At 48.8% G+C, this 19,674-nt stretch carries 14 protein-coding genes; 6 read left to right on the top strand and 8 right to left on the bottom strand.

Translation table 11 applies throughout. The annotated features are described in order from the left end of the window. Positions 1-193 precede the first annotated feature (193 nt). From DXT99_RS11820 to glgB, 3 genes are read left to right on the top strand one after another with little or no spacing between them, the layout of a single operon-like run. On the top strand, positions 194-2,173 hold the full coding sequence (locus tag DXT99_RS11820) for an alpha-1,4-glucan--maltose-1-phosphate maltosyltransferase (RefSeq protein ID WP_115565762.1): 1,980 nt from the start codon (positions 194-196) through the stop codon (positions 2,171-2,173). A 54-nt stretch (positions 2,174-2,227) separates the two neighbouring features. Next, on the top strand, positions 2,228-5,557 hold the full coding sequence (gene treS, locus DXT99_RS11815; RefSeq protein WP_115565761.1) for a maltose alpha-D-glucosyltransferase: 3,330 nt from the start codon (positions 2,228-2,230) through the stop codon (positions 5,555-5,557). Further along, the gene (glgB, locus tag DXT99_RS11810; protein ID WP_246000667.1) at positions 5,550-8,012 is read left to right on the top strand and encodes a 1,4-alpha-glucan branching protein GlgB; all 2,463 of its coding nucleotides are present in this window, start codon (positions 5,550-5,552) and stop codon (positions 8,010-8,012) included. The genes treS and glgB overlap by 8 nt, the downstream gene beginning before the upstream one ends. A gap of 114 nt (positions 8,013-8,126) precedes the next feature. On the opposite strand, the gene DXT99_RS11805 is transcribed toward glgB, so the two are convergent. Together DXT99_RS11805 and DXT99_RS27715 are read right to left on the bottom strand one after the other, a co-directional pair. Beyond that, positions 8,127-8,729 carry a DUF2179 domain-containing protein gene (locus DXT99_RS11805; protein ID WP_115565760.1) on the bottom strand — a complete coding sequence of 201 codons (603 nt, stop codon included), beginning with the start codon at positions 8,727-8,729 and terminating at the stop codon, positions 8,127-8,129. 286 nt (positions 8,730-9,015) lie between these two features. After that, the gene (locus DXT99_RS27715; RefSeq protein ID WP_262511360.1) at positions 9,016-9,150 is read right to left on the bottom strand and encodes a hypothetical protein; all 135 of its coding nucleotides are present in this window, start codon (positions 9,148-9,150) and stop codon (positions 9,016-9,018) included. A 332-nt stretch (positions 9,151-9,482) separates the two neighbouring features. On the opposite strand from DXT99_RS27715, the gene DXT99_RS11800 reads away from it, so the two are divergent. Next, complete coding sequence (locus DXT99_RS11800; RefSeq protein WP_115565759.1) at positions 9,483-11,699, top strand: bifunctional alpha,alpha-trehalose-phosphate synthase (UDP-forming)/trehalose-phosphatase; 2,217 nt, start codon at positions 9,483-9,485, stop codon at positions 11,697-11,699. Positions 11,700-12,233: 534 nt separating this feature from the next. Here the strand turns inward: DXT99_RS11800 and xseB are convergent. From xseB to DXT99_RS11775, 5 genes are all read right to left on the bottom strand, one after another. Continuing rightward, positions 12,234-12,512, bottom strand: a complete 279-nt coding sequence (gene xseB, locus DXT99_RS11795; protein WP_115565758.1) for an exodeoxyribonuclease VII small subunit — start codon at positions 12,510-12,512, stop codon at positions 12,234-12,236. After that, positions 12,502-14,061 carry an exodeoxyribonuclease VII large subunit gene (xseA, locus tag DXT99_RS11790; protein WP_115565757.1) on the bottom strand — a complete coding sequence of 520 codons (1,560 nt, stop codon included), beginning with the start codon at positions 14,059-14,061 and terminating at the stop codon, positions 12,502-12,504. Before xseA ends, xseB begins: the two co-directional genes overlap by 11 nt. A 168-nt stretch (positions 14,062-14,229) precedes the next feature. Continuing rightward, on the bottom strand, positions 14,230-14,787 hold the full coding sequence (locus DXT99_RS11785) for a GNAT family N-acetyltransferase (protein ID WP_115565756.1): 558 nt from the start codon (positions 14,785-14,787) through the stop codon (positions 14,230-14,232). 122 nt (positions 14,788-14,909) lie between these two features. Continuing rightward, on the bottom strand, positions 14,910-15,587 hold the full coding sequence (locus DXT99_RS11780; protein ID WP_115565755.1) for a hypothetical protein: 678 nt from the start codon (positions 15,585-15,587) through the stop codon (positions 14,910-14,912). Between the two features lie 270 nt (positions 15,588-15,857). After that, positions 15,858-17,159 (bottom strand): NCS2 family permease, encoded by a 1,302-nt coding sequence (locus DXT99_RS11775; protein ID WP_115565754.1) that lies wholly within the window; start codon positions 17,157-17,159, stop codon positions 15,858-15,860. A gap of 284 nt (positions 17,160-17,443) precedes the next feature. Between DXT99_RS11775 and DXT99_RS11770 the strand changes: the two genes are divergently transcribed. Both DXT99_RS11770 and DXT99_RS11765 read left to right on the top strand, forming a co-directional pair. Further along, the gene (locus DXT99_RS11770; RefSeq protein ID WP_115565753.1) at positions 17,444-17,749 is read left to right on the top strand and encodes a Dabb family protein; all 306 of its coding nucleotides are present in this window, start codon (positions 17,444-17,446) and stop codon (positions 17,747-17,749) included. Positions 17,750-18,414: 665 nt separating this feature from the next. Beyond that, positions 18,415-19,173 carry a Mut7-C RNAse domain-containing protein gene (locus tag DXT99_RS11765; RefSeq protein ID WP_115565752.1) on the top strand — a complete coding sequence of 253 codons (759 nt, stop codon included), beginning with the start codon at positions 18,415-18,417 and terminating at the stop codon, positions 19,171-19,173. Positions 19,174-19,192: 19 nt separating this feature from the next. On the opposite strand, the gene DXT99_RS11760 is transcribed toward DXT99_RS11765, so the two are convergent. Then, positions 19,193-19,660, bottom strand: coding sequence for a MaoC family dehydratase (locus DXT99_RS11760; protein ID WP_115565751.1), 468 nt, complete (start codon positions 19,658-19,660; stop codon positions 19,193-19,195). Positions 19,661-19,674 lie beyond the last annotated feature (14 nt).

The following is a 19,674-nucleotide window of genomic DNA, read 5'->3' as shown; positions in this document are numbered from 1 at the left end:
TTGCTTCACGGGCTTAAGGTTATACCTTTTGGTGAAAAGATAGGTGCCTGAAGATAAGCTTTTTGCTACATTGGCTATAGGTATGGGTGCAGTTACGGGTGATATTTGCTAATATAGAATATTGTCCGTAACCTATTTATCTGAGCACAGTAACTAGTAAGTGACAAAATAGAACTACTACACAGACTACTACATGGAACATCTTGCAGGAACCAAACGCATTATAATTGAAAAAATAAAACCAGAAATAAACTGCGGAAAATTCCCCGCCAAACGGGTAGTGGGAGAGGAGATGACAGTGACAGCCGACATCTTTGGTGATGGGCATGATGAAGTAAAAGCGCAACTGATATACCGCAACACCAGCAACACAGACTCAGAAGAATGGACAGCCGTTCCAATGGAATTCCTGGGGAACGACCACTGGCAGGCCACTTTTACCCCCGATACCATGGGGCGCTATGAGTATACCATAGAAGGGTGGGTAGATCATTTTTATACCTGGCAGAAAGGCCTTAAGAAAAAGTTTGAGGCGGGCCAGGATATAACAGTGGAGTTGCAGATTGGGGCGCAGATGATAGAAGAAACCGCTGCCCCCGCAGAGGCTAGTCAGCAGGAGCCACTGTACAGTGTAGCACACCAGCTGCGCCACAACCCCAACCATGCCGATGCCGTGGCGCTTGCTACAGGCAAAGAGATCTCAGACCTGATGAGCACTACCGGCGAGCGGGAGAATGTGACGACGTATGACAAGCGGTTGCAACTGGACGTAGAGCGGAAGAAAGCCCTATTTAGTGCCTGGTACGAATTCTTCCCGAGGTCCGCTTCGCCACTGGCCGGGCAGCATGGTACTTTTAAAGACTGTGAACGACTGCTTCCCCGCATTGCCGAAATGGGCTTCGATACCATTTACCTGCCACCTATCCACCCGATAGGGCATGCTTTCAGAAAAGGTAAAAACAATAATCCTTCCGCTCAGCCAGGTGAACCCGGATCTCCGTGGGCAATTGGTGCTGCTGAGGGAGGCCACGATGCAATTTTGCCGGAACTGGGTACGCTTGATGATTTCAGGCATTTTGTGCAGCAGGCAAAGGAGCATGGTATAGAGATCGCGCTTGATTTTGCCATTCAATGTTCCCAGGACCATCCTTATGTAAAAGAGCACCCGCAGTGGTTTAAGTGGCGCCCGGACGGAACCGTGCAATATGCCGAGAACCCACCTAAAAAGTACCAGGACGTACTGCCTGTCAACTTCGAGACAGAAGACTGGCAGAACCTGTGGCAGGAACTGCGCCGGGTGCTGCAGCACTGGATTGACCAGGGTGTTGTCATATTCAGGGTAGATAACCCACATACAAAGGCTTTCGCTTTCTGGGACTGGGTAATTGAAGATATACATAAAGATCATCCGGAAGTCATCTTCCTGGCAGAGGCCTTCACCCGCCCACGCGTGATGGAGCGCTTAGCAAAAGGTGGGTTCACGCAATCGTATACCTACTATACATGGCGCAACTCTGCCGAGGAACTGAAAGAGTACATGCAGGAGCTCACAAAGACGGAGATGCGCGAGTACTTCAGACCGAACTTCTGGCCGAATACCCCGGATATCAATCCACCTGCGCTGCAGGAAGGGGGCGAGGCGGCACACATCACACGTGTCGTAATGGCGGCCACCATGTCCTCTAACTACGGTTTGTACGGCCCGGTGTACGAGTTTAATATAGCCACGCCTGTACCCGGAAAGGAAGAGTACCTTAACTCTGAGAAATATGAAGTCAAGCACTGGGACTGGGGTAAACTGACCAAAACCCGGGAGGTGATTACTATGATTAACAGGGCACGCAAAGTAAACACGGCACTGCAGACAACCTGGAACATTGCCTTCGGAGGAACCGATAACCCGGCATTCCTGTGCTATGCCAAGTGGAGCAGCGACTTCAGCAACAAAATCATTGTTGTGGTTAACCTTGACCCGTATAACACACAGGCAGGCTGGGTGCAGGTGCCGCTCGCTGACCTGAAAATGGGCAATGGGCAATACGTGGTGCACGATCTCTTAACTGAACGAAAATACACCTGGACAGACGAGTGGAATTATGTTGAACTGCGCCCGCATGAAATGCCGGTGCACGTTCTGCGCATCGAAGAAACCAGCGCAGGCCACAACTTATAAAAATAACCGGTTACCTTAAACCAACTAAAAAAAGAACCCTTTTCACCACAAAATATGGCAGACGAAAAAGAACTGTTAGACGACAACATCCATTGGTACAAAGACGCCATCATTTATGAGCTGCACATTAAAGCTTTTAAAGATGGAAACGGCGACGGTATCGGCGACTTTAAAGGCCTGATGCAGAAGCTGGATTACTTAGAAGACTTAGGCGTAACAGCTATCTGGCTGCTGCCCTTTTATCCTTCACCTCTCCGCGACGATGGTTATGATATTGCTGATTATTTAGGCATCAACCCATCTTACGGCAACATGCAGGACTTCAAGCTTTTCGTGAAAGAAGCGCATCGCCGGGGTCTGAAGGTGATTACAGAGCTGGTTATTAACCACACTTCTGATCAACACCCGTGGTTCCAACGCGCCCGAAAAGCAAAGAAAGGATCGAAACACAGAGACTTCTACGTCTGGACCGATGATAACACGCAATGGAAAGATGTCCGCATCATTTTCACTGATACGGAACAAAGCAACTGGACCTGGGACCCGGTAGCACAGCAGTATTACTGGCACCGTTTCTTCTCGCATCAGCCGGATTTGAATTACGATAACCCGGAGGTGCAGAAAGAGGTGTTTAAAGTGTTGGACTACTGGTTTGATTTAGGAGTGGACGGCTTCCGCCTGGATGCGGTTCCTTACCTGTTCGAGCGCGAGGGCACCAATGGTGAGAACCTGCCGGAAACACACGATTTCCTGAAAAAGCTGCGCGCGCACGTGGATAGTAAGCACGAAGGAAAGCTGCTGCTCGCAGAGGCGAACATGTGGCCGGAAGATTCTGCCGCTTACTTCGGCGATGGCGATGAGTGCCATATGAATTACCACTTCCCTATTATGCCGCGCCTGTTTATGTCGGTGAAGATGGAGGACCGCTACCCGATTATAGATATCTATAACCAGACACCGGCTATACCGGAAAGTTGCCAGTGGGCCATGTTCCTGCGAAACCACGATGAGCTGACGCTGGAAATGGTAACCGACGAGGAGCGTGACTATATGTATAAGGTCTACACCAAAGACCCGATGGCACGCATCAACTTAGGTATCCGTCACCGCCTGGCCCCGCTGCTGGGCAACGACCGCAACAAGATTGAGCTCATGAACGTGCTGCTCTTCTCGATGCGCGGTACACCGGTGGTATACTATGGTGATGAGATTGGCATGGGTGATAACTATTATCTCGGTGACCGCGATGGCGTACGCACGCCGATGCAGTGGAACGAAGACCGCAACGCAGGATTCTCTTCTGCAAACCCACAGCGCCTGTACCTGCCTGTTATCATTGACCCGGAATATAAGTATGAGTCAATAAACGTTGACACGCAGACCCACAATGCCAACTCGTTACTTTGGTGGATGCGCCGCATCATCAACATGCGCAAGCGCTACAAAGCCTTTGGCCGCGGTACCATCAAATTTCTGTCGCCTAACAATTCAAAAGTGCTGGCATTTGTCAGGGAGTATGAGAACGAGACCATCCTTGTGATAGCAAATCTTTCACGCTTCCCGGAGGCGGTAGAACTGGACTTGCACGATTATAAGGGCCGCACCCCGGTAGAGGTATTCAGCAAAAACAAATTTCCTAATATCAAAGAAGAAGAGTACCTGTTCACCATTAGTGGTCACGGTTACTACTGGATGGAGTTACAGCCGCAGGAAGTGGCTGAAGATTCGGATGGGCAGCAGAAGGCAACACGCATAGGTTCTTTAAAAGCGGCACTGGATGCTAAGACACTGAAAACACTGGATGCTGAAATATTGCCGCCTTACGTGTTAAAGCGCCGCTGGTTTGGAGGCAAAGCCCGTACGGTGCAGCGCATGCAGGTTATTAACAACATGCCGATGCCACTCGGCAAGACAGGCGCCTCGATGCTCTTTATTGAAGTGAACTACAACGAGGGACTGCCGGAGTTGTACCAGCTGCCTATAGCCTTTGCCACTGGCGAGGAGGAGGAAGAGCTGCGCAGCGATTCACCGACAAGTGTGATTGCCCGTGTCGCTATTGATGGCAAAGAAGGTATTCTGTACGACGCCCTCTTCAGTGATGAGTTCCGCCAAAGTCTCTTGCAGATGATGGTGAAGAAGAAGCGAGTTAAGCAGGATGACGCGGAGCTTGTTGGTTACAGCAACAAGAGTGTGGCATCAGACCTTCGTAAAGCCGAAGAACCCCTCACCTCTAAAATACTGGCAGCAGAGCAAAGCAATACTTCAATTATCTTCGATAATTCGCTCTTCCTGAAAGTATACCGCAAGCTGGACAGAACCATGAACCCGGATGTGGAGGTAGTGCAGATGCTGACAGAGAAAGTTGGTTTCGCAAACACACCGCGCTTCCTGGGGGCAATTGAGCAGCATGAATCTGGTAAGCAGCCGATGGTGCTGGTAATGCTGCAGGAGCTGGTGCCGAATCAGGGAGATGCCTGGAGCTACATCGGAGATTCACTCAAGCGCCTTTATGAGCGCATCCTGACGCAGAACGAGCGCCTTAAAGCAAAACAGCCTGCCGGTTCCCTTTCCCGTCCGCAGGCCTTCTCCGAGATTCCGGAAGAAGTGCAGATGCAGATAGGAGGTGCCCATGTAGAGCGGGTAGAGTTATTAGGCCTGCGTACCGCTGAAATGCACCTGGCCCTTGGCAGTGTTGACGATGAAAAGGATTTTGTGCCGGAGGGGTTTTCGCTGCACTACCAGCGTTCCCTGTATTCATCCCTGACCTCGTTGGTGCGCAGTAACTTCGATAGTTTGCAGAAACACCTGCCAAACCTGCCGGAGAACGTGCGCGGAGAGGCCGAGGAAGTGCTGAACATGCGCGAAGAAGTGCTGGAGCGCCTGAAGATGATTTTCGCCAGAAAAATTGATACCCTGAAAATCAGAACCCATGGCGATTACCACTTAGGGCAGGTGCTCTTTACTGGTAAAGACTTCTACATCATCGACTTTGAGGGAGAGCCGGCACGTTCCTTTAGTGAGCGCCGCTTAAAGCGCTCTGCCCTGCGCGATGTGGCTGGAATGATTCGCTCGTTCCATTATGCCGCTTACAGTGCCATGTTCCAACAAGAGGGGCTGCGTCGTGAAGACGTGGAGTACCTGGAGACATGGGCGGAGCAGTGGTACCAATACGCCAGTGGCTTCTTTATGCATAATTACTTGGGTAAGACCCGAGGTTCTGGCATTGTGCCGGCTAAAGAAGAAGACTTCGAGACGCTGATCCATACCTTCCTGTTAGAGAAGGCGATCTACGAACTTGGATATGAATTGAATAATCGTCCGGATTGGGTGCTCATCCCCATCAGAGGCATCAAGTACATCATGAAAAAGTATAAGAATGGCTAAGAAAAAAGAAAGCACAACCACCGAGACCACGAATAGAACGCAAGCAACCGGCCAGGATACTGGTCAGGATATAAACAAGACAACCTCTAAAAGGGGCCGTAAGCCAGCAGCATCCGCTGCTGGTGAGAGCCAGGAGGGGACTACTGCAATGCGGGGCAGAAAGAAGAAAACGGATGCCCCTGCGGCTGAAATGGGATCTCCTGTAACCGGTGCTACATCGGGTGAGGAGGGAGCAAAGCCTGCGAAGCGTGGCCGACCAAAGAAATCAGAAACAGGAGCTGCGCCTCAAACTGCCTCAAGGGGTAGTAAGACTAATAAACCTGAGGTTTCGGTAGAAGACTCAGAGGTAGTAGTGCCTGTTGCAGGTAACGATACGGTGCAGGAAAACATTGTAGTGAAAACAAAAGGCACCGATAGAACTGCAACGGCAACGGAAACTTCTGCTACATCGGCAGCCCAGGAACAAATAAGTGCAGGGAATGGAAACCAATCCACTGCAGCACAAACAAGAGAGGAGGAAACCATCACAGAAGAAACATCATCACCGGCAGTGCAATACGCCAGCTTGTTATCAGAGTTCGATATTTATCTCTTTAAAGAAGGCAGGCACTATAATTTGTATGATAAGCTGGGCTCGCACTCTATGGAGCATGGCGGAAAACAGGGTACCTACTTCGCTGTTTGGGCTCCCAATGCAGAGCAGGTATCTGTGATGGGGGACTTTAACGGGTGGAGCCGCGACAGCCATAAACTAAACCTGCGCGGGGATGAATCCGGTATATGGGAAGGCTTTGTGGCTGACGTGTCGGCTGGAGTGATGTATAAATACCACATCAAGTCGCGCTACAACCTGTATCATGTAGAGAAAAGCGATCCTTTTGCTTTCAGCCGTGAGCGGCCACCTCAAACAGCCTCTGTTGTTTCAGACCTGAATTATGACTGGCAGGATCAGCAGTGGCTGGATCGCCGCAAAAGTATAGCTGATCAGGCACAGCCATACAGCGTGTATGAACTGCATTTAGGCTCCTGGCGCCGTAAACCGGAAGAAGATAACCGTTCGCTCACATACCGTGAACTTGCTGAGGAACTGCCTGCCTATGTGAAGGATATGGGCTTTACGCACATAGAGCTGATGCCGATTATGTTCCACCCTTTCAATGGGTCATGGGGATATCAGGTAACAGGATATTTTGCACCGGCCAGCACATTTGGTTCGCCACAAGACCTGATGTACCTGATCGATGTACTACACCAGCACGATATTGGTGTTATTCTGGACTGGGTGCCTTCGCACTTCCCGTCTGATGAGCACGGCTTGGCTTACTTTGATGGTACGCACCTGTTCGAGCATGCCGATCCGCGAAAGGGCTATCACCCTGACTGGAACAGTTACATCTTTAACTATGGCCGTAACGAGGTACGCTCTTTCCTGATAAGTAATGCGCTTTTCTGGTTAGACAAGTACCATGCAGATGGGTTGCGTGTGGATGCCGTGGCCTCTATGCTGTACTTAGACTACAGCCGCAAAGAAGGAGAGTGGATACCGAACGAATATGGCGGCCGTGAGAACCTCGAAGCCATCTCTTTGCTGAAGGATTTCAACCACGCTGTGCGGGAACGCTTTCCTGATGTTAAAACCATTGCAGAAGAATCTACTGCATGGCCAGGTGTAACAGCACCGGTAGAGCATGGGGGCCTTGGCTTTGACATGAAGTGGATGATGGGTTGGATGCACGATACCCTCGACTACTTCTCCAAAGATCCTGTCTATCGCAGATACCACCAGGGCGAGATTACTTTCAGTATGATGTATGCTTTCTCGGAGAAGTTTATGCTGCCGCTTTCACACGATGAAATTGTGCACGGTAAGGGTTCACTTCTGCAGAAAATGCCTGGAGATGAGTGGCAGCGATTTGCTAACCTACGCACACTCTACGCTTACATGTACGCGCACCCGGGAGGTAAACTATTGTTTATGGGGGCGGAAATAGGCCAGAGCAGCGAATGGAACCATGACAGCAGTGTGGAATGGCACCTGCTTCAGTACGGATACCACCATGGCATACAGGAGGTGCTGCGCGAGCTGAACGCTATCTATAAGCAGGAACCTGCACTTTATGCGCACAGCTTTAGCCCGGAAGGCTTTGAGTGGATTGATTATAACGATGCCCACAATAGTGTAATGAGCTTCCTGCGCAAGAGCGATAACCCGGATGATACGTTGCTGGTGGCTTGTAACTTTACACCGGCCATGCACGATCATTATCGTTTAGGTGTGCCGCAGGCAGGTGAGTGGGTACAGGTATTTAACTCCGACGATAACCGGTACGGAGGCAGCGATCAGCATAATAGCGGGCCTATCAGCACGGTTGATGAACCGCTCCATGGGCGCGATTACTCGCTAACGCTGAAGTTGCCACCACTTTCTGTGGTGTTCTTTAAGATACAGCGATAGGTATAAGTATCTTCAGAAACTTTACAAAACAAAAAGAGGCAGCGTAATTACACGCTGCCTCTTTTTGTTTTGCTCTTTTCGTCGTACTACCTGTGACGTCGTATCAGTGTCTTACTATTTTCCTTTGCGCAGTGGAAAAAGTTTTCGAAAGCTCTTGTTTTCATCTTCTATAGTATTAGGTGACGTTTCGGTTTCAGAAACAGAGCGGACGTCTTCTATAGAATAAAAGGCCTGCGGGTTATAATTTCGGATAATGTCAATAACGTCATTCAGCTTTTTGCGCTTCACGATCATGAATAGCAGGTTTACTTTGCCCCGCGTGCCGCGTGCATCCACGCTGGTAAGCCGATAACCGTGTCCCTTTAGCTGCTCAATCAGTTTATCTGCGGGCTCTACCGTAATCACACGCACCACTGCTTGTCCTAGTGCCAGCTTCTGCTCAACCCGCAGGCCTAAAAAGTTGCCTGTGGCAAACCCGCCGGCCCAAGCCAGGTAAGAGGCCACGTTGCTCAGGTTCTCCATCACCTGCGTAATAGCAATCAGCCAGATAAGTACTTCTAAAAAACCAAGCAAGGGTGCAATCACTTTATCTCCTTTAGAGATAAAAACAATCCGCAACGTGCCTAAAGTTACATCGCAGATGCGCGCCAGAAAAATAAGAGCGGGTATGATGACCCACTCGACTATTCCCGGATCGATTCCTTCAAAATAATTCATTTCTTCATCAGGAGGCGGAGGTAGCACCTCATTCTTTATTTATAGTTTTTAATAAACTCAACTGTCGCAGGTAATACATCCCCGACAAACTCAGTACGTGCTTTAGACAAAACGACGGTGTAGTGCTGTTGTACAAACAGAAGCTTTTCGCCTACCCGACAGCGCAGGGCCCTACTTATCCCAGAGCTACCGGTGCTCATCAGTGCACGGAACTTAGGTATCCGTTTTTACAACTCTAACCTGCAGCCCTGCCAGCAGGTTAGGGACAGGCCTCTGTGCGGTAAAGTCAATTACCATACTGGCCTACACCGGCAGTTGCCAAAGAGTCGGCATCTGGTTTCCGGACAGCTTCAAAGCTCAGCAAAATAAATGAAGCCGCCATAAAAGTGTCAATAGAAAAGGGCAGTTTCTTTGTTAACATAGGCTGTGCTGATATGGCACGTTATTCTATAAATTTTCAAGAACCGGACAAACCGGATTAAGAGCTAGCGGAGGTTTATATGATAGCGCGATACTACTGCAGATTAGACTATGAAGGTATGTTTTATCAAATAAAAGCTGTAAATACTTTGAAAGAGACTTGATTATAGCTATTTTTATATATTACCTCAACACAAATGATATTTTATGCGTATGGATAAATAGGTAATTGTATCCGACCGAAACTAAATTAACGCGAAAAATAGGCTTGTAAGATAGCATTGATATTCCCCAACCGCTTTCTTAAACTGCCTGCATAAACATACCTGAAAAATGGCAAAACTGATCATCGTATCTAACAGGCTTCCTGTAAAACTGCAAGAGAAGGAGGGTGAGTTACTCTACAAAACAAGTGAAGGCGGGCTTGCTACGGGCCTTGGTTCCATCTATAAACAAGGGGATAACCTTTGGATAGGATGGCCTGGTATGGTGGTGGACGATCCGAAGAAGCAACAGCGCATCGCCGATGATATCCGGAAGGAGAGCATGAGCCCTGTTTTTCTAACTGAAACTGAGATAAAGGAATTCTACGAAGGCTTCAGCAACGAAACGCTTTGGCCTACATTCCACTATTTTAGTCAGTATGCCATCTATGAGCAACAGCTTTGGGAAACCTATGTGGAGGTGAATCAGAAATATTGCGATGCGGTAGTGGCACAGGCCGGACCGGAAGATACCATTTGGGTACATGATTACCAGCTCCTGCTCTTGCCGTCTATGTTGCGCGAAAGACTTCCTAACAGTACCATCGGTTTCTTTCAGCACATCCCGTTCCCGTCTTACGAGATATTCCGTTTACTGCCATGGCGAAAAGAACTGCTGGAAGGTATGCTCGGCTCTGACCTCGTGGGCTTCCACACCTACGATGACATGCGCCACTTCCTAAGCTCAGTGAACCGCATCGTAGGATACGGTAGCATGCACGGGTGGATCAATACCAACTCCCGCTCTCTGCTTGTAGACTCGTTTCCGATGGGAATAGACTACGAAAAGTATAGTAGTACAGCCGCCACCGAGGAGGTACAGAAGCGGGAGCAGATTTACCGGGGCAACCTGAATGCAGAGAAGGTGATACTTTCCATCGACAGGCTGGATTATTCCAAAGGTATAGCACAGCGCCTGAAAGCCTTTGAACTGTTCCTGGAGAAATACCCGGAGTTCCATGAAAGGGTGACGCTGCTCATGCTGGTGGTGCCAAGTCGTGATGCCGTAGAGAAGTACAAAGAGCTGAAAGAGGAGATAGATGAACTGGTAGGCCGTATTAATGGCAGGTACAGCCGTATCAGCTGGAACCCAATCCAGTACTTCTACCGCTCTTATCCGCTCGAAACGCTTTCCGCTTTCTATCGCATGGCCGATGTAGCGCTGGTAACGCCTATGCGCGATGGGATGAATTTGGTATGTAAGGAATACATCGCCAGTAAATCAGACCAGAAAGGAGTGCTGATACTCAGTGAGATGGCAGGAGCCTCTAAAGAGCTTTCTGATGCCCTGCTTATCAACCCGAATGATATAAACCAGATGGTAGAGGCGCTGAATACCGCCCTCACAATGCCAGAGGAGCAGCAAATTGCCCACATGAAAAATATGCAGGAGTCGCTGCAGCGCTATAACATTCATCATTGGGTGAGCATGTTCATGGACCGCCTGTCATACGTCAAAATCAAGCAGTTGTCGCTGGCAACTTCTTACCTCGACGATGCGACGATCCAGGAAATGAACGATGCCTACGATTCTGCCAGCTCACGCCTGTTTTTCCTGGAGTACGATGGTGCTTTAGTTGATTACCGTAATCGCCCGCTGATGGCCCGTCCGGATGATGACCTGATGGAATTACTGGAACGCCTCAGCAGCAATAAGAAAAACAGGGTAGTAGTAGTCAGCAGCCGCGAAAAAGCAACTATGCAGGATTGGCTCGGGCACCTGAACATCGATATTATAGCAGAACACGGCGTCTGGATAAAGCAGCGAGGCACTGGCTGGCAAACCATGCTAAGCCTGCTGGATGACTGGAAGAAAGATATCCGGATGATTCTGGATTTGTATGTAGACCGTACGCCAGCCTCCTTTATAGAAGAGAAGGAGTATTCGCTGGTGTGGCACTACCGCCGCGTAGAAACCGGGCTTGGCGAGCTGCGTGCCCGTGAGTTAGTAAACCACCTGAATTTTATTGCCTCCAACAGTAACCTTCAGGTGCTGGATGGGCAGATGGCAGTAGAGATAAAAGCGCAGGAAATAAACAAAGGAAAAGCATCCAGCTATTGGTTGAGCAAATTCCCGCACAAATTCGTGTTAGCCATTGGCGATGATTGGGGTGATGAGGATATTTTTAAAGCAATGCCGCGCGAAGCCTATACTGTGAAAGTAGGTAACTCCTATTCAGTAGCCAAGTACCATGTGGATACCTGTGAGGAAGCCCGCCAGACACTGGACAGATTGGTGCAGACAAGAAGGCAGGAACAGTCTCCTGGTGCCCTGATGACTGGTTGATTAATCAATCAATAGAACTTGCATTGACAAAGAACGCCCTCTGTTACAACTCTGTAGCAGAGGGCGTTTTGTTGTAAGGTATGTTGGGAATTGGAAAGCCTCCATTGATTTTAAGTTGACCTATGCGCATCGGTTTACTTGTCAAAAGGCAAGATTTTCTATCGAGCGGCAGGTTCAGATTACATCACATAGCCTGATGCATGGCTTCATTCGCAACATTCCTTTGGTGTAGGTACAATGGCAGTGGAGCTCTATAATTTATAACGCATGCTATTCTCTCTAATAAAAGAATTTAAGTCCCAGCGGGACGGCCTGTAGATAGAAACCAAGCATTCAACCATTTGAGCTCCAGCGGAGCGGCCTGTATGGGAGACTTAACAGGCCACTCCGCTGGAGCTTGAACTTAGCATTAAAAAGAAACTATCAACAGGTCGTCCCGCTGGGACTATTTATATGATGGATACAAGTAAAAAGCACAAAAGGCTGCCTTCCTACAGAAAGCAGCCTTTTGCGATAGCTTGGTTTAATCAAAGTTTAAAATAATGAGCCGTTTCCATTGGCAGTTCCTGCTCTTCCTTCCTGCGCTTTATCCAGGGCAGGGGCCTCACAATTTTCCTCGTTAAAAACCTGGTCGATGGCCTTCTCAGCGCTACGTAGTTTCTCTTTGCAGAGCTTGATTAACTGCGACGAACGCTGTACTTTCTGGGTCAGCTCATCTACATCCACGGAATCATTTTCAATAGCCCGTAAAATTTCTTCCAACTCCTGCGTCGCCTCGCGATACGTTAAATTCTTTAGATCTTTATTTGTCATCTTCGTCAATGTTTACAACCATACTGTGGAGTGTGCCGTCCTGCATTTTCGTCTCAATCACGTCTCCGTTGTTAATGTCTTTAATACTTTTAGTGATTTTACCATTCACCAGCGTTAAGGTATAACCACGCAAGAGCAAACGCTCCGGGTTATTCGCCTCTATACCCATTTCCAATATCCGCATGCGGTGGTTTTCGTTCTGCAACTTCTTTTGAGCGCAGTAAGCAACTTTGTCGCTGTTCTTCGTGAAGCGAAGCTGCGCCTGTTTCAGCCCGTCTTTGGCTTCTGTTTCAATACAATGGACCAGCGTTTTCAGGTCTTGCTCCTTCATGTGCAGGTAGCGCTGGCTCTTACCCTCTACACAAACAGACAGCTCCTGCAGATAGGTTTTAAGCTCGTGCAGTAAATCCTTTGTATTGGCGCTGATATCCTTGTCCAGGTTACAGACACGGTGCTTTTGCACCTCTAAATAGTTCTTTGGCTTTAGCAGCAGCCCCCGCGAAAGTAGCTCTAATGTGTCTCTTTTCTTTTGCAGCAGTTCCTTTGTCTGGTTGGAGATGCGCAGGCTTACACGCTCCAGCAAACCATCTGTCACTTTCAGTTGCTGTGCCGAGAACATCCGGATACTGTCGAGCAGGCTTTCGTTGTACTCTTCCGCTGACCTAAAGCGGTCGATTAGAAAATTAGCAACGGCTGTCGGTGTTTTTAAGCGCGTATGCGCTATCAGGTCAGAGATACTCTCGTCCCGCTCATGCCCAATGCCTGTCAGCACGGGGAGAGGGGAATGGCCTATAGCAGCGGCAATGGCGTAGTCATCGAAGCAGCTAAGGTCGGTCTGTGAGCCTCCGCCCCTGATAATGATAATTGCATCAAACCTGTCTTTATGTTTTCCTGCCAGGGCCATTGCGCGCTTTACAGAGGCCGGTGCCTCATTGCCCTGCACGCTGGCCGGGAAAAGTGTTGTATGGAAGGAGTAGCCAAAGCTGTTGTTTTGCAGCTGATGAATAAAATCCTGGTAGCCCGCTGCTGTGGCCGACGAGATGACCGCCAACCGCTGTGGCACCAGGTCTAGCTCCAGGGCTTTGTTGGCCTCTATCAACCCTTCTGCCTCCAGCCGTTTCAACGTTTCCTGCCGTTGCCGTGCCAGGTCTCCGATGGTATAATTCGGGTCGATGTTGACAATGTCGAGGCTCAGGCCGTACAACTCATGGAAGCGCACTGTTGCCTGGAAAAGAACTTTAAGGCCCGCCTTGAGCGGTTGCCCCGTCTTCTCCTCAAAGTAGCGGCCCAGCATCTGGTACCGGGAACTCCAGATAGTAGCGCGGGCCTGCGCGAGCATCTGCCGTGCATCATCGCCTTTGTCTACCAAGGTAAGGTAGCAGTGGCCTTTGCGACGGTCAGCAGATACCTGTGCCACCTCTGCCACCACCCAATAGCTATCCGGAAATGCCATTTCCAGCTCTTCCCGAATCTGCTGGTGCAGCTGGTGGAGCGAAAGAGGCGTATGCAGCTCTTCTTTTACGGTCTGCCGGATGGAAAATTGAGCCATGTAAGGGATAGTGGATTTCTGGTTGTGTCAGTATATCAGGCCAATATAAACCTGCTTCTGAGGCACAATATAAGCTTTTGTCGTCGGAGCACAAAGAGCAATTAGCCGCCTTTTTTTAATTTAAAATATAGATGTGATTGTATGTAAATTGATTGTCAACAGCTTCTATTAGTGAAACCGCTCATACACCTGCTGTTTTATGTGGCTGGCAACCTGCACTAGTTCAGCTGCATCGGCTATAGGTTCTGCCGACATAAGGTACAATGGCACTGGCTGCCCTCCTCTCTGATAAGGTGGCTGGTGGTAATCGAAGGTGTTATGGAGGGTAAAGCCATGCAGATCCTGATAGAAGCGGATTCGTCTTTGACTGGTTTCATCTACCGGACGCTCCACTTCCAGCACAAGCTTTGTGCTGCTCCGGGTCAGTAGCCATTGTGTCACGTGCTTTCCCAGCCCATGCCCCTGGTGAGCAGGATCAATAGCTAAATGCTCCAGGAAATAGAAACCCTCTAACTGCCAGTAAATGCACAGTCCGGCTACCTCTTTGGCAGAGGCGATCATATACAAAAACATGTCTGGCTGATGGAGGAGCGTGAGCAATTGAGAGAACTCCCGCCGCTCCTCAGCAGGGAATGCTGCTTCATAGATGTTTTGGAGAGCAGAGACAGCCGGGTGATGTTTGTCCTGGATGTGCAGGAGATCAATAGACTTGTTCACTGCTGGCATGTTTTTTCTTTTACGCTGCTGTTGTATATGCTCCTAAACGCCCTGTGCCGTTACCGGTGAAAACACCAATAACGGCACAGGGCTTTAGTTCTAAGTATGAAGCTGGCAGGTAAACTGCCCCCTTACACGTGAGACTGCTTTTTCAGAGCAGCGATTTGCTGATTCAAATCTTCTATTCTGTTCATCTCCGTCTGAAGCTCTCTTTTCAGCTTAAGTTCTTTTTCGCGGGCGCCTTTTTTATACTCATCGTACTCCTGGTTTACTTCATCATAGGCTCTACGCTTTTCTACAGCTACGTTTTTGCTGCTTTTGTACTGCAACAGGAAAATACCCAGCAGGATAAGCAGCGTGATGATGACCACAAAACTCAGGATAACATACGTTTGCTTCTCCATATCTATCCCTAAAACAGAGAGATTGGCAACATCATGGGCATTTTGCTGTACCTCCTGTTCTTTGGCCGCATACTGCTGTTTTAGTGCCTGTAGTTGCTCCTGCTGTGCTGCAATGCTGTCCTTCGCCTGCGCCAGGTCTTGCTCTGTTTGCACGCCCGCTTGTTTCAGGTTTTGCTCTCTTGCCGCAATCGTCTCCTGCACACTTTTCCAGAAGGAATCGAGCGAGGCAACATTCACGACCTTATACGTTCTGTTGTTCTCCGTGTAGGAGTTAGAATTAGCCTTCAGGTTATTGAATTGCCTGGCTAAGTTATCTGTTGCAGGAGTTCCTTCTTTGGCTGTTCCCTGTGCACTTGCTACCAAGCCCGATAGCACAAAGAAAAATGATAAAAAGACTGCCTTCATAATATAATAAATAAAGATCCAGGAGCTAGCCTGGGTTTAACATAAATAAAAAAGCCTGTTTGTTCTGTCAGGAGATAGTATTTGCTCTAAATGGTTGAATAAAGCTTACAAAGACTAACAATCGAATTTCGTTTTTATTGTTAAAGCTGGCAAAACATCTCCATTTAGTTAAGTGTAAAGTTCAGTGACTGGTGCAAATACAGCCAATTCTGTTCTTCCAACGCATACTCTACCCCCCTTTTTAAGGAGCCAGAAATATTCTTTATGATGCTATAGCAGAGCAAGAATACAAAATGCATCGATAACTAGCAAAGCTAAAGTGATATCCTTTGTCTTGCCTGTGGCCAGTTTTATGGCTGTCCAGGAGAGGAACCCCCAAATAATGCCCTGTGTAATGGAGTATGAAAATGGAATCAAAACCATGGCCAGAAATGCCGGAATAGCCTCATCCAACTGCCCCCAGTTTATCTTCACAACAGGCCGCACCATAAAGACACCCACCAGCACAAGGGCCGGAGCAGTGGCGATGGCCGGTACTACAGACAGGAGAGGAGCAAGAAAAAGGAAAGGGAGGAACAGCAAAGCACCTACTACTGCAGTGAGTCCTGTGCGTCCACCTGCCTCTATACCCACTGCCGACTCAATATAAGCTGTTCCGGGGCTCGACCCCACCAAACCAGCCAGCGTTGTGGCAACGGCATCCGTCATAAGGGAGCGCTTTACATTTCTTGGCTCACCCTGCTCGTCCAGGAGGTTGGCGGCTTCTGCCAGGCCCACAAACGTAGAGACACTGTCGAACATATCCGTGAATACAAATGCGAAGATGATGGGTACCACCGCCCACTGCAGCGAGTTCACGTAATCTAGCTGGAGCAGCAGGCTGAAATCCGGAGCCGCGAAAAGTCCCTGAAAGTTCACTAAAGGTGCTACGCCCTCACCGCCATACCAGCGGCCTATCGGGTATGCGGCCAGCGTTGTGAACAGAATGCCAATCAGTATGGCCCCTCTTACATTTTTTGTTAGCAGCACTGCAGTGAGCAGCAAACCTGCGAGAAAGGTGAGTAGGGCAGGAGTAAGCTCCCCGATGCCAAGGATGGTGGCTGGGTTTGAAACGATAAATTTCGCATTTGCAAAACCTATCAACGTGATAAACAGGCCAATACCTGCCGCGATGGCAAAGCGCAAAGGACGCGGAATAGCCCGTACAATGAGCGTACGTACATTGAAGGCAGACAAAATCAGGAAAACTACGCCCGACCAGAATACTGCTCCCAACGCCACCTGCCAGGTAATCCCTAGTCCTAACACAGCCGAGTACGTGAAGAAGGCATTTAATCCCATACCGGGGGCCACCAGGATCGGGTTGCGGGCGTAGAGGCCCATCATCAGACTGCTAAAGAAACTCACGAGCACGGTTGCGGTGAGCACTCCGGCAAAAGGCATTCCCGCCTGGCTAAGGACGCTGGGGTTTACTACAATGATATAAGAAGTTGCCAGAAAGGAAGAAACACCGGCAATAACCTCAGTTTGTACGCTTGTGCCGTTTTTCTTCAGCTCAAAGTATGACTCCATTTTAAGTCGGTTAATCTTTGTTATAAATAGGTGCTGGACAAATAAAGCCTCAAAGGTACTAAAATCTGATGTGTTCGTAGCTGCCAAAAAGGCAGGTGTGGTTTTGTCTCTCTTTGGTGCTAGGGCCTTTGTGTCTGTTACCTGTTGACTATGGTTCTGGAGATAGGCCTCGGAAGAATAAGGGACCCAATTTGGTAATAGCACGTATTAATGCTAATTTTCAGATATAGAAAATAGCTATTTACAGACTATTCAAAATCAAATAATCATCAAAAGATAAAACTATGTTTGTACACCACGTATTTTTCTGGCTAAAGAATGCCGACTCGGAAGAAGATAAAAGTAAGTTGCTGGAAGGGCTGAATAAGATGAAGTCCATAGAAGGAATTCGCACCGTTCACATTGGTGTGCCGGCCACAACGAACAGGGATGTAATTGAAAAGGGGTATGCTCTTTCGTGGTTGTTAATATTCGACAGCCTGGAGGACCAGGAAACGTATCAGGTGCATCCGGTGCATAAGAACTTTGTGGAAGAGTGTTCCTCTCTTTGGTCGAAGGTAGTGGTGTATGATGCTGTAGACGCCGGATAACGAGGCCTACTTCCTATATGAGGAGGAGTTTTGTCTAATAGAGCGAAGCTATATCATCTGATGGTGTGGCTTCGCTTTTTTATGCAGGATAATGTGAAGCTATATGAATGAGACTAATTTACCTGAAGCTTTCCATCGAATAGGCTTTTTGAAGTTTTGTCTAAGCTGCCGTAGCAACGGCTTATTCAGCGAATCATAAACAGCCCTTTTCATTTTGTCTTCCTGTGCTCTCAAGGCCGAGTGGCCTCGTCGTGGGGGTAGGGGCCCTCTTAAGGGCATCGCGCTGTGTATATTTCCTGTCAGGAGGGGCCCTTTTAAAAACGGTTGCCACTGGCGTGGCACCGGAAATTTACTAATAGAGGGCCCCTATCCCCAGGCGCTCAACCCAAAGACTGGAAACAGATTCACTTCGTGCTGACGGTTTTTGGTAGTAAACATTGACGATGGAAAAAGCCTAGAGCGACCTGAAGCAGCAGGCTCCCATCCTTGGACAAGGAGGGGTAGGGGTGGTTTGACCCGGTACATCAGAAAAAGCGATGGAAATAAGGTGTAGACTTGAATAGATTCGATATCAATACAAGGCTAGAAATCAGAAACTTAGTTCAATACTGCCACACCTGCAGCAGTAAGGCAAGTACAAAGCCTGGCTCTAACTATAGAAACGTATGGATGCAACAGCGACAATTGAGTTTTTCGGCAGCCTGAATGATTTCCCTGCTCTTTCAGGAAAAGAGAGTAAGCTACAGTACAGGTTTGCAGGTACTCCAGCCGTAAAAGATGCGATTGAAGCTATTGGCGTTCCCCACCCGGAGGTAGATGTGATTCTCTTGAATGACATGCCTGTTGACTTTACCCATCCTTTGCAAGCCGGTGACAAGGTAGCCGTATACCCGGCTGAGGCAAACAGAGGATGGCCGGAAAGCTTTTCGCTGCAGGCAAACTACCCCGCTCCAGACCGATTTGTTTTAGATGTGCACCTCGGCAAGCTGGCAAGGGCGTTGAGGATGCTGGGGTTTGACACCTGTTATGAAAACGACTACTCAGATAAAGCCATCGCACACATAGCCGCAACAGAAGAGCGCATCGTGCTGACGCGGGATGTTGGCCTGCTAAAGCATAAAAGCATCCGTTGGGGCTATTGGCTGCGCTCCCAGCACCTGGAGGAGCAATTGACAGAAGTTGTCAATTATTATAACCTGAGGCACAAGCTGACTCCTTTTACCCGCTGCTTAGCCTGTAATGGAAGCATTGCACAGGTGCCTAAAGACAGCGTAATAGAGCAGCTGCCGCCTAAAACGAAGCTGTACTTCGACGCGTTTTATCAATGCGACTCCTGTAACCGCGTCTACTGGAAAGGATCACACTATGAGCGGATGCAGCGATTTATTCAACAGCAGACGCAGTCTCCGAAAAGCCTGGAGTAGCTTTCAGAAGGGTACAAGTCTAATCATTAAAGTGATACAGGAAGGTAATGATGCCGGTGAAAGCAGGTTTTTTGCTGCCTTCAATCTCCATAGTAACTTCCAGCCTTGCCTTTGCAATACCCCGCAGGTCCTTTACCGACAGCAGCTTTGCCCGCAGGCGTACCTGGCTGTCCACAGTGACGGCCTGGTTAAAGCGGAGGCTTTCAATTTCATAGTTCACCTGCATCTTCAGGTTTTCGATAGAGGTAATCTGCTGCCACAGGTAAGGCAGCAGCGACACAGTTAAGTAACCGTGTGCAATGGTGGCTTTAAAGGGGGTTTCTGTTTTGGCTCTTTCCGCATCAAGGTGAATCCACTGATGGTCCAGCGTGGCATCTGCAAACTTATTAATTTGCTCCTGCGTGATGGTGTGGTAATCTGATACGCCCATCTCAGTTCCTTCGTATTGCTCTAGCTCCTGTAAGCTCCTGATTGTTACCTTGCTCATGTATAGCGTTCTTT

Origin of the sequence: Pontibacter diazotrophicus (assembly GCF_003367245.1) — a bacterium.
Lineage (GTDB): Bacteria > Bacteroidota > Bacteroidia > Cytophagales > Hymenobacteraceae > Pontibacter > Pontibacter diazotrophicus.
Note: the sequence above shows the minus strand (reverse complement) of the source record. Positions and strands in the feature narration are given on the sequence as shown.

Excerpts from the sequence above, each read along its gene's own strand:
- DXT99_RS11780 (WP_115565755.1), bottom strand. The coding sequence starts at position 15,587 with ATGAAGGCAGTCTTTTTATCATTTTTCTTTGTGCTATCGGGCTTGGTA.
- DXT99_RS11760 (WP_115565751.1), bottom strand. The coding sequence starts at position 19,660 with ATGAGCAAGGTAACAATCAGGAGCTTACAGGAGCTAGAGCAATACGAA.
- xseB (WP_115565758.1), bottom strand. The coding sequence starts at position 12,512 with ATGACAAATAAAGATCTAAAGAATTTAACGTATCGCGAGGCGACGCAG.
- glgB (WP_246000667.1), top strand. The coding sequence starts at position 5,550 with ATGGCTAAGAAAAAAGAAAGCACAACCACCGAGACCACGAATAGAACG.
- DXT99_RS11800 (WP_115565759.1), top strand. The coding sequence starts at position 9,483 with ATGGCAAAACTGATCATCGTATCTAACAGGCTTCCTGTAAAACTGCAA.
- DXT99_RS27715 (WP_262511360.1), bottom strand. The coding sequence starts at position 9,150 with ATGTTAACAAAGAAACTGCCCTTTTCTATTGACACTTTTATGGCGGCT.
- xseA (WP_115565757.1), bottom strand. The coding sequence starts at position 14,061 with ATGGCTCAATTTTCCATCCGGCAGACCGTAAAAGAAGAGCTGCATACG.
- DXT99_RS11765 (WP_115565752.1), top strand. The coding sequence starts at position 18,415 with ATGGATGCAACAGCGACAATTGAGTTTTTCGGCAGCCTGAATGATTTC.
- DXT99_RS11805 (WP_115565760.1), bottom strand. The coding sequence starts at position 8,729 with ATGAATTATTTTGAAGGAATCGATCCGGGAATAGTCGAGTGGGTCATC.
- DXT99_RS11820 (WP_115565762.1), top strand. The coding sequence starts at position 194 with ATGGAACATCTTGCAGGAACCAAACGCATTATAATTGAAAAAATAAAA.
- treS (WP_115565761.1), top strand. The coding sequence starts at position 2,228 with ATGGCAGACGAAAAAGAACTGTTAGACGACAACATCCATTGGTACAAA.
- DXT99_RS11770 (WP_115565753.1), top strand. The coding sequence starts at position 17,444 with ATGTTTGTACACCACGTATTTTTCTGGCTAAAGAATGCCGACTCGGAA.
- DXT99_RS11775 (WP_115565754.1), bottom strand. The coding sequence starts at position 17,159 with ATGGAGTCATACTTTGAGCTGAAGAAAAACGGCACAAGCGTACAAACT.
- DXT99_RS11785 (WP_115565756.1), bottom strand. The coding sequence starts at position 14,787 with ATGCCAGCAGTGAACAAGTCTATTGATCTCCTGCACATCCAGGACAAA.